This window comes from Salifodinibacter halophilus, from assembly GCA_012999515.1.
Taxonomy (GTDB): domain Bacteria; phylum Pseudomonadota; class Gammaproteobacteria; order Nevskiales; family Salinisphaeraceae; genus Salifodinibacter; species Salifodinibacter halophilus.
This window is the reverse complement of record JABEEB010000001.1, coordinates 478,534-497,495: the sequence shown is the minus strand read 5'-3', so window position 1 is coordinate 497,495 and position 18,962 is coordinate 478,534. Positions and strand designations below refer to the sequence as shown.

Here is an 18,962-nt window from a genome sequence, read left to right as displayed (position 1 = left end):
ATTAAAAACTGTGGTAGGCGCGAGTGGACTCGAACCACCGACCTCTACCATGTCAAGGTAGCGCTCTAACCAGCTGAGCTACGCGCCTGTTGAAGCGTGAAAGATACCGATTAAACGGCGTGCAGACAAGAGGGTGCTCCAAATCAAGCCGCCCTACCCGGTTTCAGCCGGCAATTCCAACGCTTGTTCCCGGATCTTGGCAATCTGATCGCGCACCTGACCGGCCTCTTCGAACTCCAGATTCTCGGCGTGCTTGAACATCTGTTTCTCGAGCGCCTCGATTTCCTTGGCAACCTGACTCGGCGACATCTTGGCGTAGTCTTCGCCAACTTCAGCGACTTTCTTGCGCTGTTTGGCCGTATCGTATTCTTCGTAGCCGTGGCGCATGACGTCGGCCACTGCTTTTTGAATGGTCGTCGGCGTGATGCCGTGGCGTTCGTTGAACTCGATCTGTTTCGCGCGCCGGCGCTCGGTTTCATCGATCGCGCGTTGCATCGAGCCGGTCCGCTTATCCGCATAGAGGATCGCCCGGCCATCGACGTTGCGCGCGGCGCGACCGATGGTCTGGATAAGAGACCGTTCGGCGCGTAGAAAGCCTTCCTTGTCGGCATCCAGTATGGCAACCAGCGCCACTTCTGGGATGTCCAAGCCCTCGCGCAAGAGATTGATACCCACCAGCACTTCGAACTCGCCGAGCCGAAGATCACGGATGATCTCGCTGCGCTCAACGGTGTCCACATCCGAGTGCAGGTAGCGTACCGCGACGCCATTTTCGTGCAGATAGTCGGTCAAGTCCTCGGCCATGCGCTTCGTCAACGTCGTGACCAGCACACGTTCGCCGTTGGCACTCACGGTCTGGATTTCGGACAGTAGATCGTCGACTTCGCTGCTGGCCGGCCGCGTTTCGATCTGCGGGTCCACCAGGCCGGTCGGCCGCACCACCTGCTCGACGGTCGCGCCGGCATTGCGGGTTTCGTACGGCCCCGGCGTGGCCGAGACGTGCACCAGTTGCGGCGCGACGTTTTCGAATTCCTCGAACGTTAGCGGTCGGTTATCCAGCGCCGACGGCAGACGAAAGCCATACTCGACCAGCGTTTGCTTGCGTGCGCGGTCGCCCTTGTACATGCCACCGATCTGGGGGATGGTTACGTGCGATTCGTCGGCCACCATGATGGCATCGTCGGGCAGATAATCGAGCAGGCACGGCGGCGGTTCACCGGGAGCGCGTCCAGACAGGTAGCGCGAATAATTTTCGATGCCCGAACAGAAACCGATCTCGTTGATCATCTCCAGATCGAATGTCGTGCGCTGCTCGATGCGCTGGGCCTCGAGATACTTGCCCTGTGACTCGAACCAGGCCACGCGCTCTTTCAATTCGGCTTTGATCTCGTCCATCGCACCGAGGATACGGTCGCGCGGTGTGACGTAGTGGGTCTTCGGATAGATTGTCAGGCGCGGCACTTTGCGCGAGACGACGCCAGTCAGCGGATCGAAATATGACAGCCGTTCGATCTCATCATCGAACAGCTCGATGCGCACTGCTTCTTCATCGGATTCAGCCGGAAACACGTCTATAACTTCACCGCGCACGCGGTAGGTGCCACGTTCCAGCGACATATCGTTACGCGTGTACTGCAGTTCGGTCAGACGCTTGACGATGTCGCGCTGGCCGACAGCATCGCCCTCATTCAAGTGGATTACCATCGCCAGATAGGCGCTGGGATCACCAAGCCCGTAAATGGCCGAGACCGACGCCACAATGATCGTGTCACGACGCTCCATCAGCGCTTTGGTCGCCGACAGCCGCATCTGTTCGATGTGCTCGTTCATCGATGAATCCTTCTCGATGAACGTATCCGAAGCCGGCACATAGGCTTCCGGCTGATAATAGTCGTAGTAGGAGACGAAGTACTCGACGGCGTTGTTCGGGAAAAACTCTTTCATTTCGCCGTAGAGCTGGGCCGCGAGCGTTTTGTTCGGCGCCATGACCAGCATCGGCCGGCCGGCACGCATGGCGACATTGGCCATGGTGAAGGTCTTGCCGGAGCCGGTGACGCCGAGTAGCACCTGGTGTGCCAAGCCGTCTTCCAGCCCTTCAACCAGCCCTTCGATCGCTGTCGGCTGATCGCCGGCCGGCTGCATGTCTGCCTTAAGTTCGAGTGCCGTCATACGTCCGTGTATGTGAGGGTCGACGCCGTTGATTAAAGATTTTACCCACCTTCAGTGACGTTTAGATATTGCGTGGGCGATGCAATTTCCCTACGATACGCGTTCAACGCGCTGCAGGCGCACCGACGATTCCCCGGTAGCTCAGCAGGTAGAGCGAGTGACTGTTAATCACTTTGTCGGCGGTTCGAGCCCGCCCCGGGGAGCCAGACATTGCCATTGCCTAAAAATGGCGCGGAATCAGGGGCTTACGTGGCCCCTTTTTTCGTTGTGCACACTCGCTATGCACACCTACTAAGGTCTATCGTTCAGGTGGTCTATCAGTCTCTCAATCGCCTGCCCCACTACCCGAAGCGTAACCCAGAGAGACACACGGCTTACCCATGCTTTCCGCTCCATGCGTATTCACTCGACACGTAGCGAGTGAACAGCGTCACGCTTCGAGCGTGCCAATTGCAGGGTAAAAATGGCACAGCCAATCGAAGCCGGCGAAGACCACAGCAGGCCAGCCCTGTATGTCTGCCCGGAATGTGCTGCCGTCGTAGATCGACGTGACGCGCTCGACCGCTTCCGGCCCGTAGTCATCGGCCAACGTGGGCACGGCACACACCGCGAGAGCGAACCCGGCCGGCAGAATGGCGAACCGTTGCGCGGTGGTCTGGTAGGGCATTGGGTGAGCTGTGGTTTTCTTGGAGTGAGGGACCAGCGTGTCAAAACTTGAGACGCCAAGAAACGCGCAGGTTATTGGTCAAGTCAGAATGTAGACAGCCACGACACAAGCCACGTTGACCACGATTGCCCCGGCGCACAGAAGTTGATTAAAGCCCGGCACCTGGAAAAAGCCGGACAGCAAAGACCCGCCGAGCGCCGCAGCGCAAAACCCGAGGCCATTCCAGAAGTCGTTACCCCAAGCCGTACTCACGAAGTAAGCAGCCGGCAAGATACAGAACCAACCGGCAAAGGCTCCTAAGCCCGACATGAGCTGCCAAACCGAAGAGTACGGCTGCCCGTTAATCATGGCCCCCATTCGCTTATTAACAAGCGCATTCGTCCCGACGAAATACCCCATTACAATAGCGATGAAATAAACCACGGCTACCCCTTAGCCTTTGTTTCCAGTCGCGGAGGGTCTCAATTCGCCGTCTCTTTCTCAACGAGCTGTGCCGACATCTGCCCTACGTCCCTACCCTGCCCGCGCCGTGGCGTCGAGCGCTTATCAACATGAGCTTCCAGCTGGGCGTCGGCGGGCTGCTGACATTCACCAACATGCTCAAGGCCGTGAAGGCCGGCGACGGCAAGGAAGCCAAGCGCCGAGGTCTGAACAGTCACTGGGCCACGCAGACACCGAACCGCGCCGAGCGCGTGACCAACCTTTTCTTGCAGTAATACCTGCCAATTGGCAGCAATTTAGGAGACACGAAAGTGAACCTCGAGACCGTAAACAACCAGACCACTGACCTCACCATGTCCTCGCTCGAAATCGCCGAGCTGACTGGGAAGCGCCACAAGCACGTCATGACCGACGTTCGTAAGATGTTGACCGAGCTGGAAAATCAACCGGACGAGTTTTCGTCCGATTGGACTGACGCCCGTGGACGTAAGCAGAAGCACTTCGTCCTCGACCACGACCACACCATGTGCCTCGTCTCGGGCTACAAGGTCCAGCTCCGTATGGCGGTTATCCAGCGGCTCCGTGCTCTGGAGTCTGGCGAGGTCACACCGTGGCACGAACAGCAGGCCGAGGCTGCCAAGCCTGAGTACCAGATTCCGCAGAGCTATGCCGAGGCGCTGCGTCTGGCGGCGGACGAAACCGAACGGGCGAGCTGACGAGGCCGAGGTGGCAGTTTAATATCGAGCAACCGGAGCGGGTCCCATGAGGCCCCCTCTTCACACAAATAGGTCGATGCCTAAAACAGGGCAGGCCCAAAAATATATACGCCGCATTTTTGAGCGGGCATTTATATATAGATGTTCGCGTGCGCGTTCCCCCATACCCTGCCCGGACGATCTAAGGGCCACCCCGGCTGAATCGACGGGCACCCGGGTGGGTGGTGGTCGGTCGGCTTGGTCGATTGCGCTTCCGATTGAACAGCTGTGGCTCGACCCGTGGCCTACCGGGGCATCCCTACCGCCTACGTCGTACGCGTCGACTCACGCTCCGGCACGCAAGTAATTCAGGCGCATTCCGTGCTGGGCTGACGATGATGCTGTGGCGTGTCCGAGCACTAACACCGGCCGTGCGGTTCGGTCAGTTCATACGGTGCTGCTCGTTCGGTGGGTGCGTCCAAATTTGGACCAAGGTCCGGCCTTCGCCCATGCGGTCTTGCCTCGCCTGTATCGTAGCGATGCCGGGCATTCCGATACGCCTGTATCGAAAACCCCTGAGAATCGACCAGCTACAACTACCTGATTTTAGGTTGCCGGGACTGCCCCGCATTGACCATATCGAAATCAGATGTTTCCGTATCGCCAAGCAGACACGAAACAGGGGCCAGTCATGACCAAGCGCGCCGCCATCTACGCCCGCGTCTCGACCGACCAGCAGACGACCCGTAACCAGATCGACAAGCTACGCGAGGTTGCAGCCGCGAAAGGCTGGGAGGTCGTGGCCGAGTTCATCGACGAGGGCATATCCGGGGCCAAGGGCCGCGACAAGCGCCCGCAATTCGACGCCCTTCATCGCGCCGCCGTTCGCAGCGAGTTCGACATCATCATGAGTTGGTCGGTCGACCGTCTCGGACGTTCACTGCAAGACCTTGTCGGCTTCCTGTCGGAGCTGCAGGGCAACGGTGTCGACCTGTTCTTGCACCAGCAGGACGTGAATACGACCACGCCCGCCGGTAAGGCCATGTTCCAGATGATGGGCGTCTTTGCCGAGTTCGAGCGGTCCATCATCCAAGACCGCGTGAACGCCGGGCTCGACCGAGCGCGGGCAATGGGTAAGACGCTGGGTCGCCCGAGAGTCGGCGACGAAAAGACCGAAGCCCGCGTGCGAGAGCTGCGCGAGCAAGGCCACAGCTATCGGCAAGCCGCGAAGATGGCGGGCGTGTCGGTGGGCAAGGTTCAGCGCATCCTGAAAGAGGCCGAGGCCAATCCATAGTCGGCCACAGGCTCCGCTGGCGCGACCCACAGTCGCCGCTAATGGTAGAGGCTGGGGCTTCCCACCGCTTGCCGTGACAGCGCCGCCACAGTCGCGCCTCCATACGCAGACCCGGAGCGACCTTGGTGCTGTCTTCGATGGGCCGCATGCCGGCCCCGGACACCAACCGGTCGGTGGTATAGGCTGTCATGACGGGCACGAGCTAGGCCGCAATCTGCAGTCGGCCGCTTGATAGTCCTTCCATAGAGGAAGAAAGGCTCACTTGCGCGTGGGGATTTTCTTCAAGCTCCGGGCGGTATCCCGACACTCTGCCGGGGGGCAGACGCAGACAGATTTCATGCTGTCGGTGTTCCCCTTTCGCTGCATGGCTGGCTTGCCGTGGGGGGGAAAGGGGGGGCACCGCAGACTTATTCCTAGGGTTTCTATCCTAGGTACAGCCTAGGTTCTACCAAAGGCCATCCGGTGACTGGCCTGCAGGTTTCGACCTGTCCGGGAGGTCACCGCCATGGTGACCATCCACCGAAGACCCATACTCAGGACCAACCAAGGCAAGCCCGTGGCTCACTGCAGACGCCCGAGGGCTGACACCTTGGCTGATGCCTGAGTCGATGCCGCAGTAGGGAGACACCTCGCGGTGTCGTCTCCTCGCTAGGTCAGCGTCACGCGTGCAGCTGCGTGCTGTCATCGGTTTAGCTATGGCTCGTCACAGCATCGCCCCAAGTTTGGGGTCAGCGCATTTTTGCGCGGACGTCTGCTCAAGTTTGAGCACGTTTGTCGCCATACTCGCGCGCTGGAATCGCTGCAGCATCGCCGTAAGGTCGCCGAGGTCACCAGCCAGCAGGCGGACCCGGTTGTCGACCTCGTTGTCCGGGTCGTCCATCTCGATGACGACGTGGCCCGATGCATCGATGGTCCCGCTGAACTGTACGCCGTCGTCGGCGGTGAACTGAGCGCTGTCGATGATGTTGTATTCGGTCATGGCGTGTCTTCGCTTTGTTGAATGACAGCGGCAGGGAATACCGCACAGCGAGCCCACGCAACACTTGCCGTATTGCAGTAGCTGCCGACCGGCATGGAATCCAGTAAGAGCCTATCCACATTGAATTTTCCGGCTCCCGGGCGCTGGCGTGAGCGCAGCGGTACGAGCCGATAGCCAGCGCGACAGGAGCAGGCCTGCGCACGCGTTGGCGACAAGGCGGGGTCAGCCATGGCGATGTACTCGGTGGCTCCTTGGTCGTCCATGGCCTCCCCGGCTTATCCACCCGTGACCAGAGCCGAGCCGACGCGCTCTAGCTTGAGCTGCGCGCTGTCTGGTCGCGGTCGGGCGTGGTGAAACCCAGCCCATCGTGTCGACGCGTCTGCACGTGTCGCCCAGTTATTCCCGATTTGTTACATAAACAAGGAGACAGCTCCCATGGTTCAAACCAAAGACCAAGCACAGCGCCGCCCGGTGTCCGTTCGCGAAGGGTTTCACCGAGGCACCCGCGTTGTCTTTGTTCCGCTCACACAGGGCCACGAGGTCATCGTGGAGCCAGCCGACTGGCATCGTGTCGCCGAGCACTACGGCACCCGATGGACCGCCAACGTCACCCAAGGCCATATCTACGCCCGCAAGGCGGCACGTCACCCGGATGGCACCATCCGCATGACGTCGCTTGCCCGCGTCATCCTCGACGCTGGCCCCGATGAGCGGGTCACCACTGACAACGGCAACGCCTTGGACCTGCGCCGGTCGAACCTGACCAAACGCCGATTCGGCGGCGAGGTCGCCAAGCGCCGCCGCGAACAGCACCACGCCCGCCAGCACCCGGAACAGGCGGATACTCCGACAACGCCATGAGCGAGCACGTATTCGTAACCGATTCGTCGAGCCCGGCTCTGCCGGAGTCACCGCCCCAGCCGACCAAGGCCCAGCCAACGACGCCCATCTTGCCGCGTCATGTCGCGCCTGCCGCCCGCGCGGTTGCCAGCGACGTCGAGCCACAAGCCGACGCTGTCTGTAGCCGCGCCACACTGGTCAGCCGGCTGGCCCGCCGCGACGACCTCGACGACAAGGACGGCGAGGACTGCCTCGCGGAGGAAGACACCCGGCCGATGAGCTACCGGCGCGGACCAGCCAAGCCCAAGCCGGAGAAAAAGCCACGGCGGGAGCCGAAGCGCCAGCCCAAGACGTGGCGAAAGGCTGCGCCTTGGGATGAGCCAGAGGACGGCCAGCGGGACGCGCCCGCAGCTGTGCCGAAGACGCCGCCGCGTTTGCCGGCCAAGCGGAAGCCGGGCCGGGCAAAACCGAGCCGCCCCGCGCCGCGTGTGTCCGTCAAACCGCGCTCGCGTAAAGACAAGCAGTAAAGCCGAGGCCATCGCCTCGACCCGACCAGCCCGCCGCCGCGCGGGTTTTTTTTATGCCTGAAGCAAGGAGCCAAACCCATGACCGATACGACCACGCGCCAACCACAAACTTACGTCACCCGCTTTACCGGGCGTGTAGCGCAATGTACCGGATGCGGCGAGGTCTTCAGCAGTACGACCACCTTTGATGCGCACCGCGCGTGGCGTACTGGCCGCCGTGTCTGTCTCGACCCAGCCGACTGCGGGCTTGTCATCGGCCAGCGCAGCACGGGGACGTTCTGGAAAGGACGGCCCGACGCTCGCCTTGCCCGCTTGATTCAGCGCGCCGCTTAGGCCCGACCCGCTGGAGAGCCCGGACCAATCACCGAGCGCCCGACACACGCAAAACCGAGAAGCAACTAACGCGATTCATCGCACCACTAATCCACAAGGAGCCATCACCATGACCGACAACACCACCGACAACGCCAGCCTCGAAAACGTCGCCGATACCGTCGCGGCCGCGCTGGCTCTCCGTCACGATGAGCCCGAACAGGCTATGCACCTCGCCGACCATGCGCTTGCCATTGCTCGCACCGAGGCTGCATACATCGAACTGGAAATGGCCGGCGAGACGGTGAAGACCGCGCGCCATGCCATGGTCAGCTATGACCACGCCTGTAACGAACTGGGAGACGATGCGGAGGCACTGAACGCCGCGCGGGTCAATAACTGGAAGGTCTACCAGATGCAGCAGTGCGACATGTCCGGTGTGTACGGCGAGGAACTGAAGACCGCCCGAGCCAAGGTCGATTTGGCACGTTACGCGCGCCGCTATATCGAAGACCAGATGCTGGAGCTGGCCCCGGAGCTGGTCGCGCATCACTGAGACAGCGGCACCCGCCACACCCAAGACAACCCGCGCCCGCTTGGGCTTGCCTCACCGGCATGCCTTGGCGGGCTTTTTTTGTTCATTGATTAGGAGCCACACCCATGCCACGAGGCACTAAGAGCCGGGCCAACGCGCGCCCGGACACGCAAATCGGTGGCCGCTCGGTACATACCCGTGGCGGCATCACCCCGAAGCGCCCCGGCCGAGCCAAAGCCGCCCAGACGGCGGATGCCCTAGCGTCCGCCCTGGGCGCGACTTCGGACATCGCCGAGGTTTACGGCAAGCACCAACGCGTGGAAGACGCCAAGCAGCAGCGCCTGCAGGCCTTCAAGGACTTCCACAAGGATGCGACCAACGACGTGTCCCGCGACGAAGCCGAGAAGCGTGCCGCGTTCAGCAACGACGATTACCGCAAGACCTACATGCGGCTGAGCTACAGCCAGCAGGCCAAAGGTCTGTCGTCGGATATCCAGCAGCACGCGCAGGATATGATGAACGACCCGGACGTCGGGGTCGACGAGGTGGAGCAGTACATCGATGCGACCACCAGCGGTGCCATTCAGGGCATCGATGACCCCGAGGCCGTTGACGTCTTCGCCAACCGGTTGACCTCCGACGCGGAGCAGCTCAAGAAGAAGGCCCGGGGCATCGCGGTCGAGCGTCAGCAGACCGCTGGCGAAGCCAAGCTCAACGGCTTCATCGACGACGCGGTGTCCGAGGGCATCGATGGCCCCGACTTCGTGAACCACGCGCTCAAGATGGCCGGCAACCTGAATGTGTCGCAGGACAGCGCGCGTGCAGCCATCGCGCAGGCGGTGGTCAACAAGGCCGACCAAGCTACCGACCCGTCCATGCTCGACGTGCTCGATGCCAAGGGCGACGACGGCGTGGCGCTGTCGGACTACCCGGAAATCCACGACACCGTGGAGCGGGCGCGGCAGAAGATCGAGGCGGACGTAGACCAGCAGACCTCCGCCGCCGAGTTAAAGCAGCGGTACGCCCTGCGTCGCAAGATGGACTCGGGCGCGCTGACCATGAGCGACATCCAGCGGGTCAACCATGACCACCCGGACTGGTACACGCCCGACCAACTGACGTCCATGCTCTCCCGGTCGCAAAGCAAAGCCCAGAAGGTCACCGCGCAGCGTCGCGAGGCAGCCGCCGCCACGGCAGGCCGCGTCTCGCCCGTGGCCATGCGTATGAAGACACACAGCGACCAGCAGGCTGTATTCGGTCATATGCGGGAGGGCATCTTCGGCCAGCACGAGGACACGCCCGAGGGGCGACAGCAAGCCTTCATGGATTACGCTACCCGCGTGGCTGAGCTGTCCGGGGGCGTGGCCGGCGTCAAGGACGACTGGCTAGCCGCGCAGCTGAACGCCGGGGCTGAGGCACCGTCGCCCGATGGTTCGATGCCCGACGCGTTTCGGGCCGGGTATCAGCGCTACAAGATGCTGAAGCACGACCCGCAGACCCGAGGTCTTCTCGACAACCTGTTGTAACCGGACGCCCGCCGCATGTACCAGCGGGTCGAGGACTATGCCGAGTCCGGCGACTATGTCGGCAACGAGGACGGCACACGCGACCTAACGCCGGCCTACGCCAAAGCCAAGCACGACCTCGCCAATCCCATCGACGAGGATACGTTCTATAGCTCGGAGTCCTTCGGGAAACTGCAAGACACGGTGAACAGCATCACGGACGTGTCGTCGTTTCTGGACCTGTCCGAAGACTATGGCGGCGAGACCGGCACCGTCTCCAATGCGCTGGAGGTCAAGCAGGATATCCGCAAGATGGCTGAGCGCGAGATGCGGTATTCACGGGCCAGCTCTTTTAGATGCTTTACGTCATCGTTCGACCAAGGTTTGCCGCTATTCGCAGGTTTTTTTGACATTCTCCCCTCCTTTTTTGGAAGAGGATCAAGTATAGCGTAGGCGAGAACGACACCGGGCGAGGATTGCTCCCTAGCTTCCGCGCTTGCTTTCTAGCCCATGTCGCTAACGGCGAGGTCCGGATATTCCAGCTTCACGATTGCCGCACGCGTCGTTTCGCGCCACGACCCGTCCGAGTAATACCCGTAGCTCATTCCCGGCGATTCATGGCCTGTAATGTCATCGGCCTGTGCCTCAAGAACGCCCGCGTTAACCAAGCAGGTGGTAACCGTGCGCCGGAGACTGTGAAAGACGTGCTGCCGGCTAAATCCGAGCTTTCGCTTGAGGTGACCGAAGCGCTTGCTAGGGTTCGTACTGCGGTCTCCGTATTCGTCTGCCGCTTCGTGAGGCAATAAATACCCGTCACCGCTATCAGCAACGAGACGATCGACCACAGGCTGCAAGGTTGGATGAATCGGAACGTCGCGGATACCGGCCGGCGTCTTCGCGTCCCGGATTACCAGGAAGCCGTTGTCGACGTCGTCAACCTTGAGGTGGCTAAGCTCACCTATACGCGCTCCAGTGAACATGCACAACCGGATTAAATCGGGGAGGTTCTTGTCTGCCCTCTTCCGCTCCGCTACGTGCAGTAGCTGAACCGCCTCAGCGCGAGTAAACCCGATCCAACGTCGGTCGCGCTTCGTGCTCGGATTCGGAAAATAGAGGTCGTCGAACGGCTTGTGGTCCTTCGGCACAAGGTTTAGCGAACGCAGATACCGCCAGTAATCCTTGTACTCGCCCTGTTCCCGCTTGACTGTCTCGACGCCAGTGCCGTTCCGCATGCGTTCGTTTACATACCGCTGGACCGCATCACCCGTCACTTCGTCGAGATACGGCATGCGCTCGGTCAGGCGCTGCAAAACGCCGCGTCGCATTTTTATCGTCTTCGGCTTGCGGAACCCTTCGAGGCTTGAAAGGTACTCCTCTAGCCGCTCGTCGGTGGGTACTTTCTGGCCCGTTGCATATCGGTAGGCCTCGACGTTGTCGGCATGCTCGGCCGTCTCTCGGACCGCCTCTAAGTCGTAGGGGTCGATCCCCTGACGGCGAGCCGCCTCTCGGTCCCGTCTCTCAAGCTCATCCACGAGCAGGCCTTTTTGCTCCTCACGGTCGGCTTCAGATTCAGCCTCTTCTATACGCTGACGCCACAACCCAAACTCGCGCTCTAGGCCATCCGGGTCGCTGGCTAGCGCTCTCTGAATTTGTGCGCGCCACTTGGGTTCCAACGTAGATGCTCGACGCTCCGCCTCTTGTCGACTATCCGTCCCCAGCGATTTAACGAACCGGTCTTTCCCGATAATCGCTCGCGCTTTCGGCGGAATGGAGTGCAGCGCGTACCATGTCCGTCGACGTTGCTCTAAGTACATATCCCTCTCGTTTCGAGCCAGCGTGCACACACGATATACACACACACCTCCTTTCTCAACCCATTGGCAATCAATGGATTCATCGACTTAGAAACAACCCGACACGAGCCCGCCCCGGGGAGCCACTTTCTAGCTGGTTAATCGCTGCGCCGCCCTGAGTTCGGCAAGCTTGCCTCGTGCCGAGGTAACACAATCCGGACTAACAGCCCGGATGCAAACGCCGTCGCATCCTCGATAGCAACCGTTCCCGAGCATTTTTCTACAATCTCGCGCACGAGCGCCAGGCCGAGCCCCGATCCCTGCTGTCGGTTGCCATCGCACCGATAAAAAGCGTCGGTCACACGTGCTTTGGCCGCATCACTCAATCCGGGGCCATTGTCCTCGATAGCGATAGACACGTCGTCCGCCGAGCTGCCAACACGAACCACAACACACCCGCCTACTGACGTGTAAGCAACCGCGTTCGAGATGATATTGGTCAAAACCGAACCAAGTTCCTCGCGCGGTATATGAACAGACAGCGGTTGCTGCGAATCGACACTTAAATCGATCTGTTTGGCATTGATAAGCGGCATTGATTCGGCGACCACCTCCCGGAGGACGCCATCAATACAACAGGTTTCGGTAACCATCCGGCCAACAGCCTGGCTTCGTGATAAGCGCAACAACTGGTCGACGATGCGTTGGTTGCGCTCCAGTCCCGATTGCAATTCACGCACGCTTTCCCGATCGATCGCAGACTGTTGGCTGTCGCGCACTATACGTTCGACTTGCAACGACAATGACGCAAGCGGCGTCCTTAGCTCGTGCGCTGCGGCCGCCGTAAAATGTCGTTGCGCATTCATTAGCTTGCCGACACGCGTAATCAAGCGATTGAAGGCGGCCAAAAATGGCCACAACTCGCTCGGCAGCCCCGCTGTCTCGATGGGCGACTGATCGCCTTCATCGCGTGCATCTAGTGCCCGAGCCATTGCCTCTATTGGTTTGAAAAATCTGCGCAATATCCACGTCAACACGCCGAGTAGCGCAATGAGCGCCAAAGCAATGGTCAAAATTGCTGTTAACGCCGACCGCATCGCGGTCTCATCACGCACTGCCGTTTGTTGCGCAATACCGACACGCGTTCCAGTTTGAAGTGTGCGAATAAGAACGCGATACGATCCGTCTTGTGTATCGACGGTATGCAACCCCGGGGACAGCGTCGAAGCAAAATCCGGGTGCAATTGCGTTTTTGCGGGCCTCAAGCGACGGATGATGATGCGATCTTCGAACTCGACGCCGGGGATCGCCGTGGGCTTGGCATAATCATTGACCGACAGATCCCCTGCGCTGACCAACGCCGCGGTTTGCAGCAATAAGTTGTCTTGTACTTCACTCGCGCTGCGGAAAGCGAGCGCGAAAGACAATGTAGCGGCAATCAAGCCAGTGACCGCGACCGTGCCACTGAGCACCAGTAGCAGTCGAAACCGAAGCGAATGCGCTAACTCGGATCTGAAACCAGCCATCCAAGCCCACGGACATTATGTATCACCTCGGTGCCCAGTTTCTGGCGCACGCGCCGGATCAAGTATTCGATGGCGTTGCTTTCGACCTCTTCTCCCCAGCCATAGATTTGGCTTTCGAGTTGCTCGCGCGACATGATCGCGCCCGGATGCCGCATCAAGGCGTTAAAAAGCGCATATTCACGTTTTGACAACTGAACAGCCGTGCACGCATCGCCGACGCTGGCGCGACCGGTGCATGGATCAAGCCTCACCGCGCCACAGCGAAGTACAGGATCCGAGGCTGGCTGCGTGCGCCGCATCGCAGCTCGTATCCGAGCTTTCAGTTCGGCAGTTGAAAACGGCTTAACAATATAATCGTTCGCGCCGGTATCCAAACCTTGCACGCACACATCGACGCTGTCGTAGGCTGTCAACACAATGGTCGGTGGCATACGGCGCTCATCCCGCAAGTAGTCCAACAAGTCGAGCCCGAACATATCGGGCAACCCAAGATCCAGCAGTAACAGCGCATAATCGTGGGCGGCAATCGCCGCGATCGCCTGATCCGCGTTTTGCACCCAATCGACAGCGTAAGCGTCGTCCGCAAGGCCATCGACAAGCCCGCGCCCGAGCATCGCATCGTCTTCTACGAGTAGAACACGCATCGCTTGCACTTCACCGCGCGAATGATGCGCCGGCCGCCCCGAGCATCAACACGCAAGCCAGCGAGCATTTCACGGCCCATCGTGACACCTCAGCCTCGGCTCAGTCTTTTCCGTTGTCATATCTCTCGTTGTAACAAATAGCCCTAACGCCTGCTGACCACAGCTTACCCAGTGGCCGAACGCCTCAAACCAGCCTTCACTGGCCTGTACAAAAAAAACAAAAACCGGTGGCTCACGGTTAAGCCCTTATCAGCCGCAAAGACGGGGTCTACACGCGCCATATGATCGCACTCATCCACATCAAGAAAACGGCCGGCAAAACGATCAAACATCTCATGCGGTGCGAATACGGCGCGAGACATTGCGATGTCAAGCGTTGGCACCCCGACGATGCCTGCCTGGATGCCGCTGGCCTGCGAAGGCTTCGTCGCATCATGCCACAGTGCCGCAGCATTGCCGGCCATAGTGTCCGCGCGCATAGCGATTTGTCCGCAGAGGTGCCGAACATCGCGTTCTACACGTTTTTACGGGCACCCATCGCACGCTGTATCTCGCAGTATCAGTACGACGTCGCCCTCGGGCGCGTGCCAGACGATTCCTTCAATGAATGGATCCAACGCGAAGATGTGCAAGACTTGCAAGTCAAAAGCCTGGTGGGTTCGGCGGATACCGAAGGCGCAATCAAGGTTGCAGCACATGATCTCGACTTCATCGGACTCACCGAAGCCTTCGAAGAATCGCTCGCCATGATGCCGTCATTGATCGACTCCCCCGTTATCCGCCCCCAGCGCAAGAAGGTCAACGCCGCCAACAGCAATCAAATCCGCGAGCAGTTGCTCGCTGACCCAGACGCGTTAGCGCGCATTCGAGCCGCCAACATCGGCGATCTCGAGCTTTACGACTACGTCGAGCGCCATATATATCCACGCGAACGCCAACGCGCGTCACGAACCACGCTTGGCTGTCGCCCACGACATGCGTCGATCAACGGCCGTTTTATCGCCAACGCCGGTTTTCGTTACGGTGTTTACAAACCGGCTGTCGCGGCCTGGCGAACGGGTTTTCGCTGGCCCAGCAAAAGAAACCGAGTCCCCGCGCACACCCCCTGAAACCTGACCGAGCCAGTCACAGATCCCATTGGGCTAACCTTTTCGGCATGCAGCGCGGGACGAGCGAGGGCCAACGCTGTCGTTTGGCCCCGCCTCTTTCAGGACACCCTTTTACTGACACACCGTAGAACGCCGCAGAGGCATTCGGTTATTTAAGCCAGTCACATTCATGTCGCTTCGGCGACGCACCCACATGAATGCGACTGGCGCTGACAATATCCAATATTGCTTGATACAGCATTAGGATCTTCCCAACGCAGGATCCGAGATACTGTCATAACCCGTTTCTATATGGCCCGCTAGGTGACGCTGAAACTGTAAGCCATCTGCAGTTATCGTAAAGTCATACCAACCATCTGCGCTGCGCAAGTCAAATGAAAGCGACTTACTATGTCCAGCACCTATCTGGTGTTTACGAGTTTTATTGGGGCCATAAGTGTTGACCACGGTGAACGTACAATCCGAGTTGCCACGATTAACCAATTTCAGCTGAAACTTTTGCTCGCCGTTCGGCTCAAGCTCGATCACGTCGGGTAATGCACTCCGGCTCTCATCCAATGAACTGCCGATAAAGTGACGCAAAAAACCGTTGGGCCCATGCACTGAAATATCATAGCGCCCACTGGAATCCCTAAGCAGCTGGTTATCGAGAAGATGTTTACCGGCTTCGACGGTATAGCTACGTGGTGCGCTGTTAGTTGCCGTTCTATAGAGCAACAAATTCACCCCAGCTGTGCCGTTATTCACAATTTCGATTGTGTCTTTCCCGTCTCCTAAACCGGGTCGAAAGCACACATTATATGTATACGGGAGAGCGCGGGCCGGTCGCGTACCCGTTTCTTGAGCTGGCAGTTGCACCTCTTTAGGTGGTATAGGCACAAAGTCATCATGACGCTTATGGTCAGTCGGTTTGTAACCACTGGTACTAGTGAAATCAGGCACATCGGCATTGTGATTAGTAAAATCAAATGCAGATGTTAGATCGCCGCAGACAGAACGTCGCCAGTCTGTAATTTGGGATTCGAACAGATGATTATTTTTACCAAACCTTTGCTCAACAAACTGAATAATCGAAGTATGATCGAACACTTCCGAGCAAACATAACCCCCCTTTGACCACGGTGATACCACAAGCATTGGTACCCGCGGCCCTAATCCGTAAGGCCCTGGTCGATGTTCTTCGTCTCCCGGGAAGTGTTCATATGTCGTATCGACCGTAGAGACCCCATGAGCCGTTGGCCCGGATGCAAATGGCGGAACCACATGATCAAAGTATCCGTCGTTTTCATCATATGTGATAAAAAGCGCCGTTTTGCTCCATATTTCCGGGTTTGACGTCAAAATTTGCAAAACTTGGTCGATATACCATGCGCCATAATTAGTCGGCCAATTTGGATGCTCGCAAAAAGCTTCAGGGGATACGATCCAAGACACCTGTGGGAGCTTATTGTTTTCGACATCATGCCGAAGATCATCTAGATAACGATCGCCTGCAGCAACGTTAGTACCCCGCCGCGCTCGTTCATAGAGTGAATCGCCAGGTTGGGCATTTTGGTATTGCTTGAAAAACAGTAATGAATTACAAGCGTAGGTGCCGATATAAGGATCATGTTTAGTCCAACCCCAAGCGCCTTTGCTATCGAGCCCCTCCCCCACATCTTGATAGATTTTCCACGTGATACTCGCTTGTTCTAACAATTCTGGGAAAGTCGACCATGAGTAACCAGCTTCAGCATTCGTGATCACTGGTCCTCCACCCTGCCCGTCGTTACCTACCCAGCCCGTCCACATATAATAACGATTCGGGTCGGTCGGCATGAGCCCTGAACAATGATAAGCATCACAGATTGTGAATGCGTCGGCGAGTTGGTAATGAAACGGAATATCCTCACGTTGAAGATACGCCATAGTCGAAGTGCCTTTCACCGGAGGCCACTGATTATATCGACCGGCGTTCCAAGCCTGCTGCGTGGTATTCCAGTCATGTGGCAAATCTTCTAGAAACTTCATGCCGAGATTGTCAGCATTAGGACTAAACGGTAACTCGTAGTCTTTATCGCTATCGTTGGACGGCTGATGCCATACGGACTCACCATTCGGCAACGTAACTGATCGTGTATCGCCAAAACCGCGCACGCCTTTCAAACTTCCGAAGTAGTGGTCGAACGAACGATTTTCTTGCATGAGGATCACAATGTGCTCGACATCCTCAATGCTGCCTTTTTGCTTGTTCGCTGGCATGGCGATAGCCTTGCGAAGCCCAGGAGGCATCGCCGATAGAGCCGCGGCAGATCCAGCTGCCGTTCCAGCGTCACGCAAAAATTCTCGACGTGTTTTGGACACCATGGATACGAACCTTTTAAAGAGCTAGAGTTTTTTATCTGTATATAATACGGCGCAGAATTAAACAGGCGTCCGTCGTAAGTCAGCTGCGGACTCGAGTAAATACCACAACTACTACTTCGTCATTGACGGACAGCACCGCCTACTGGGCCGGCTCTATCCGAGTTTTAGGTCAATCGCTGCAATTTTATTTTTCTACTTAGTGGCAGGCTTATGATGGAAACTTATCTTTCGGATATTTTCTGAAGCTTCGCTGATCAGTGCGCGTTCGAATTCAGCGATCGCGCCCATCACCGATAGCCTGCGATTGGCTACCGGTGACGCCTCGCGGTGCACGTCAGATTCCCATTGATGAACCCGATGCCGACGCCGCGTTACGTCAACACTGTACTAGGCGCTGCAGGTCGTCAAGGTTGCGCGCACCGCTCCAACTCGGATCGGTGCATGTCTTTGCTGGACGCCTTGTCGGCGATTTCGGCGACAGTTCCAAACTAGTTATTTCGAACGGCTGTGAACATTTATAGCCGACTCACTCGCATCATCTTAGCCAACACGTCCCATCACATCACATAGCACGGCTGTTGGGAGTGAATCAGCCCACGACCACCTCACCTTGACGATGATGGGTGTTGGTAACGCTCTAGGCGCATGCATGGCGATCGTGCGGGCTCAGTAAGTAATGGACATACCACTGACAAATTGCGGACACAAAAAACCCGACGCTTAGTCGGGTACAGTAGGCTACTGTTTTTATGGTGGGCCGTGCTGGGTTCGAACCAGCGACCAATAGATTAAAAGTCTACTGCTCTACCAACTGAGCTAACGGCCCGTCTGCGACGGCGCACAGTATACCGAAGAGCAGCTGGTTTCGCATCACCCTATCGGCTTTTTTACGCTGCATAGATTGTCGGATCTGCCACGCCGGCCTGTTCGAAGCCTGCATGCCGCAGGCGGCAGGCATCGCACCGGCCACAGGCGCGACCATATGCGTCTGCCTGATAGCAGGACACGGTCTGGCCGTAATCCACCTGAAGCGCTACCCCCCGGGCAATGATGCCCGCTTTGGTTTCGTGTAACAGCGGCGCACGGATCGTGATGGTCTGCTCATCTTCGACACCGGCACGTGTGGCCAATCCGGCCATTTTTTGAAACGCATCGATGAATTCGGGCCGGCAATCGGGATATCCCGAGTAATCGATTGCATTGACACCGATAAAAATGGCTTCTGCATCCATGATTTCAGCCCAACCGAGCGCAATCGACAGAAAGATCGTATTGCGCGCCGGTACATAGGTATCTGGTATGCCGTCAGACTCAGATTCGGGCACGTCGACCGCCGCATCCGTAAGCGCCGAGCCGCCCATCTGGTCAAGTTCAACGTGAGCGACGCGGTGATCGGCCTTGTAGGCACTCGCCAACCTTTGCGCGGCGCTGATTTCGACATCCGAGCGTTGGCCGTAGTCGAAGCTAAGCGCAGTGCACGCGTACCCTTCATTCGCGGCGATAGCCAGGCAGGTTGCCGAATCCAATCCGCCTGACAACAATACAATCGCTCTGCGCTTCGATGTTTCGTCTACTGACAA

General features: G+C 58.4%; 19 protein-coding genes, 3 tRNA genes and 1 pseudogene. 11 read left to right on the top strand and 12 right to left on the bottom strand.

Annotated features, from left to right (window positions below; translation table 11 throughout):
- Positions 1–11: 11 nt before the first annotated feature.
- Together HKX41_02240 and uvrB are read right to left on the bottom strand one after the other, a co-directional pair.
- Positions 12–88, bottom strand: a tRNA-Val gene (locus tag HKX41_02240).
- 65 nt (positions 89–153) lie between these two features.
- Positions 154–2,169 carry an excinuclease ABC subunit UvrB gene (uvrB, locus tag HKX41_02235; protein ID NNC22977.1) on the bottom strand — a complete coding sequence of 672 codons (2,016 nt, stop codon included), beginning with the start codon at positions 2,167–2,169 and terminating at the stop codon, positions 154–156.
- 130 nt (positions 2,170–2,299) lie between these two features.
- Here uvrB and HKX41_02230 point away from each other — a divergent pair.
- Positions 2,300–2,375, top strand: a tRNA-Asn gene (locus HKX41_02230).
- A gap of 224 nt (positions 2,376–2,599) precedes the next feature.
- On the opposite strand, the gene HKX41_02225 is transcribed toward HKX41_02230, so the two are convergent.
- Both HKX41_02225 and HKX41_02220 read right to left on the bottom strand, forming a co-directional pair.
- Positions 2,600–2,836 carry a hypothetical protein gene (locus HKX41_02225; GenBank protein NNC22976.1) on the bottom strand — a complete coding sequence of 79 codons (237 nt, stop codon included), beginning with the start codon at positions 2,834–2,836 and terminating at the stop codon, positions 2,600–2,602.
- 78 nt (positions 2,837–2,914) lie between these two features.
- The gene (locus tag HKX41_02220; GenBank protein NNC22975.1) at positions 2,915–3,259 is read right to left on the bottom strand and encodes a hypothetical protein; all 345 of its coding nucleotides are present in this window, start codon (positions 3,257–3,259) and stop codon (positions 2,915–2,917) included.
- 128 nt (positions 3,260–3,387) lie between these two features.
- Here HKX41_02220 and HKX41_02215 point away from each other — a divergent pair, with 128 nt between their 5' ends.
- From HKX41_02215 to HKX41_02205, 3 genes are all read left to right on the top strand, one after another.
- Positions 3,388–3,552, top strand: a complete 165-nt coding sequence (locus HKX41_02215) for a hypothetical protein (protein NNC22974.1) — start codon at positions 3,388–3,390, stop codon at positions 3,550–3,552.
- Positions 3,553–3,588: 36 nt separating this feature from the next.
- The gene (locus HKX41_02210) at positions 3,589–3,993 is read left to right on the top strand and encodes a Rha family transcriptional regulator (protein NNC22973.1); all 405 of its coding nucleotides are present in this window, start codon (positions 3,589–3,591) and stop codon (positions 3,991–3,993) included.
- A gap of 670 nt (positions 3,994–4,663) precedes the next feature.
- A complete protein-coding gene (locus HKX41_02205) occupies positions 4,664–5,266 on the top strand; it encodes a recombinase family protein (protein ID NNC22972.1) in 603 nt (200 codons plus the stop codon).
- A 703-nt stretch (positions 5,267–5,969) separates the two neighbouring features.
- On the opposite strand, the gene HKX41_02200 is transcribed toward HKX41_02205, so the two are convergent.
- Entirely contained in the window at positions 5,970–6,245 is a 276-nt protein-coding gene (locus tag HKX41_02200) for a hypothetical protein (GenBank protein NNC22971.1), read from the bottom strand.
- A gap of 435 nt (positions 6,246–6,680) precedes the next feature.
- On the opposite strand from HKX41_02200, the gene HKX41_02195 reads away from it, so the two are divergent.
- From HKX41_02195 to HKX41_02170, 6 genes are all read left to right on the top strand, one after another.
- Positions 6,681–7,106 (top strand): hypothetical protein, encoded by a 426-nt coding sequence (locus HKX41_02195; GenBank protein ID NNC22970.1) that lies wholly within the window; start codon positions 6,681–6,683, stop codon positions 7,104–7,106.
- Positions 7,103–7,612: a hypothetical protein gene (locus tag HKX41_02190; GenBank protein NNC22969.1), complete on the top strand. Its 510-nt coding sequence runs from the start codon at positions 7,103–7,105 to the stop codon at positions 7,610–7,612. The genes HKX41_02195 and HKX41_02190 overlap by 4 nt, the downstream gene beginning before the upstream one ends.
- Positions 7,613–7,690: 78 nt before the next feature.
- Positions 7,691–7,945 carry a hypothetical protein gene (locus HKX41_02185; protein ID NNC22968.1) on the top strand — a complete coding sequence of 85 codons (255 nt, stop codon included), beginning with the start codon at positions 7,691–7,693 and terminating at the stop codon, positions 7,943–7,945.
- A 109-nt stretch (positions 7,946–8,054) separates the two neighbouring features.
- Positions 8,055–8,480, top strand: coding sequence for a hypothetical protein (locus HKX41_02180; GenBank protein ID NNC22967.1), 426 nt, complete (start codon positions 8,055–8,057; stop codon positions 8,478–8,480).
- Between the two features lie 104 nt (positions 8,481–8,584).
- On the top strand, positions 8,585–9,985 hold the full coding sequence (locus tag HKX41_02175; protein ID NNC22966.1) for a hypothetical protein: 1,401 nt from the start codon (positions 8,585–8,587) through the stop codon (positions 9,983–9,985).
- 15 nt (positions 9,986–10,000) lie between these two features.
- The gene (locus HKX41_02170) at positions 10,001–10,417 is read left to right on the top strand and encodes a hypothetical protein (GenBank protein ID NNC22965.1); all 417 of its coding nucleotides are present in this window, start codon (positions 10,001–10,003) and stop codon (positions 10,415–10,417) included.
- Between the two features lie 50 nt (positions 10,418–10,467).
- Here the strand turns inward: HKX41_02170 and HKX41_02165 are convergent, their stop codons facing one another.
- The 3 genes from HKX41_02165 to HKX41_02155 form a co-directional block, all read right to left on the bottom strand.
- The gene (locus tag HKX41_02165; GenBank protein ID NNC22964.1) at positions 10,468–11,562 is read right to left on the bottom strand and encodes a tyrosine-type recombinase/integrase; all 1,095 of its coding nucleotides are present in this window, start codon (positions 11,560–11,562) and stop codon (positions 10,468–10,470) included.
- 353 nt (positions 11,563–11,915) lie between these two features.
- The gene (locus HKX41_02160) at positions 11,916–13,283 is read right to left on the bottom strand and encodes a hypothetical protein (GenBank protein ID NNC22963.1); all 1,368 of its coding nucleotides are present in this window, start codon (positions 13,281–13,283) and stop codon (positions 11,916–11,918) included.
- Complete coding sequence (locus HKX41_02155) at positions 13,259–13,927, bottom strand: response regulator transcription factor (protein NNC22962.1); 669 nt, start codon at positions 13,925–13,927, stop codon at positions 13,259–13,261. Before HKX41_02155 ends, HKX41_02160 begins: the two co-directional genes overlap by 25 nt.
- Positions 13,928–14,208: 281 nt before the next feature.
- Here HKX41_02155 and HKX41_02150 point away from each other — a divergent pair, with 281 nt between their 5' ends.
- Positions 14,209–15,036, top strand: coding sequence for a sulfotransferase family 2 domain-containing protein (locus HKX41_02150; GenBank protein ID NNC22961.1), 828 nt, complete (start codon positions 14,209–14,211; stop codon positions 15,034–15,036).
- Between the two features lie 240 nt (positions 15,037–15,276).
- Here the strand turns inward: HKX41_02150 and HKX41_02145 are convergent, their stop codons facing one another.
- The 4 genes and pseudogenes from HKX41_02145 to queC all read right to left on the bottom strand — a co-directional run bounded on the left by HKX41_02145 (position 15,277) and on the right by queC (position 18,962).
- Complete coding sequence (locus tag HKX41_02145; GenBank protein NNC22960.1) at positions 15,277–17,382, bottom strand: phospholipase C, phosphocholine-specific; 2,106 nt, start codon at positions 17,380–17,382, stop codon at positions 15,277–15,279.
- A 246-nt stretch (positions 17,383–17,628) separates the two neighbouring features.
- Positions 17,629–17,825: pseudogene (locus tag HKX41_02140) on the bottom strand (recombinase family protein).
- 307 nt (positions 17,826–18,132) lie between these two features.
- Positions 18,133–18,208, bottom strand: a tRNA-Lys gene (locus HKX41_02135).
- Positions 18,209–18,269: 61 nt separating this feature from the next.
- Complete coding sequence (gene queC / locus HKX41_02130; protein ID NNC22959.1) at positions 18,270–18,962, bottom strand: 7-cyano-7-deazaguanine synthase QueC; 693 nt, start codon at positions 18,960–18,962, stop codon at positions 18,270–18,272.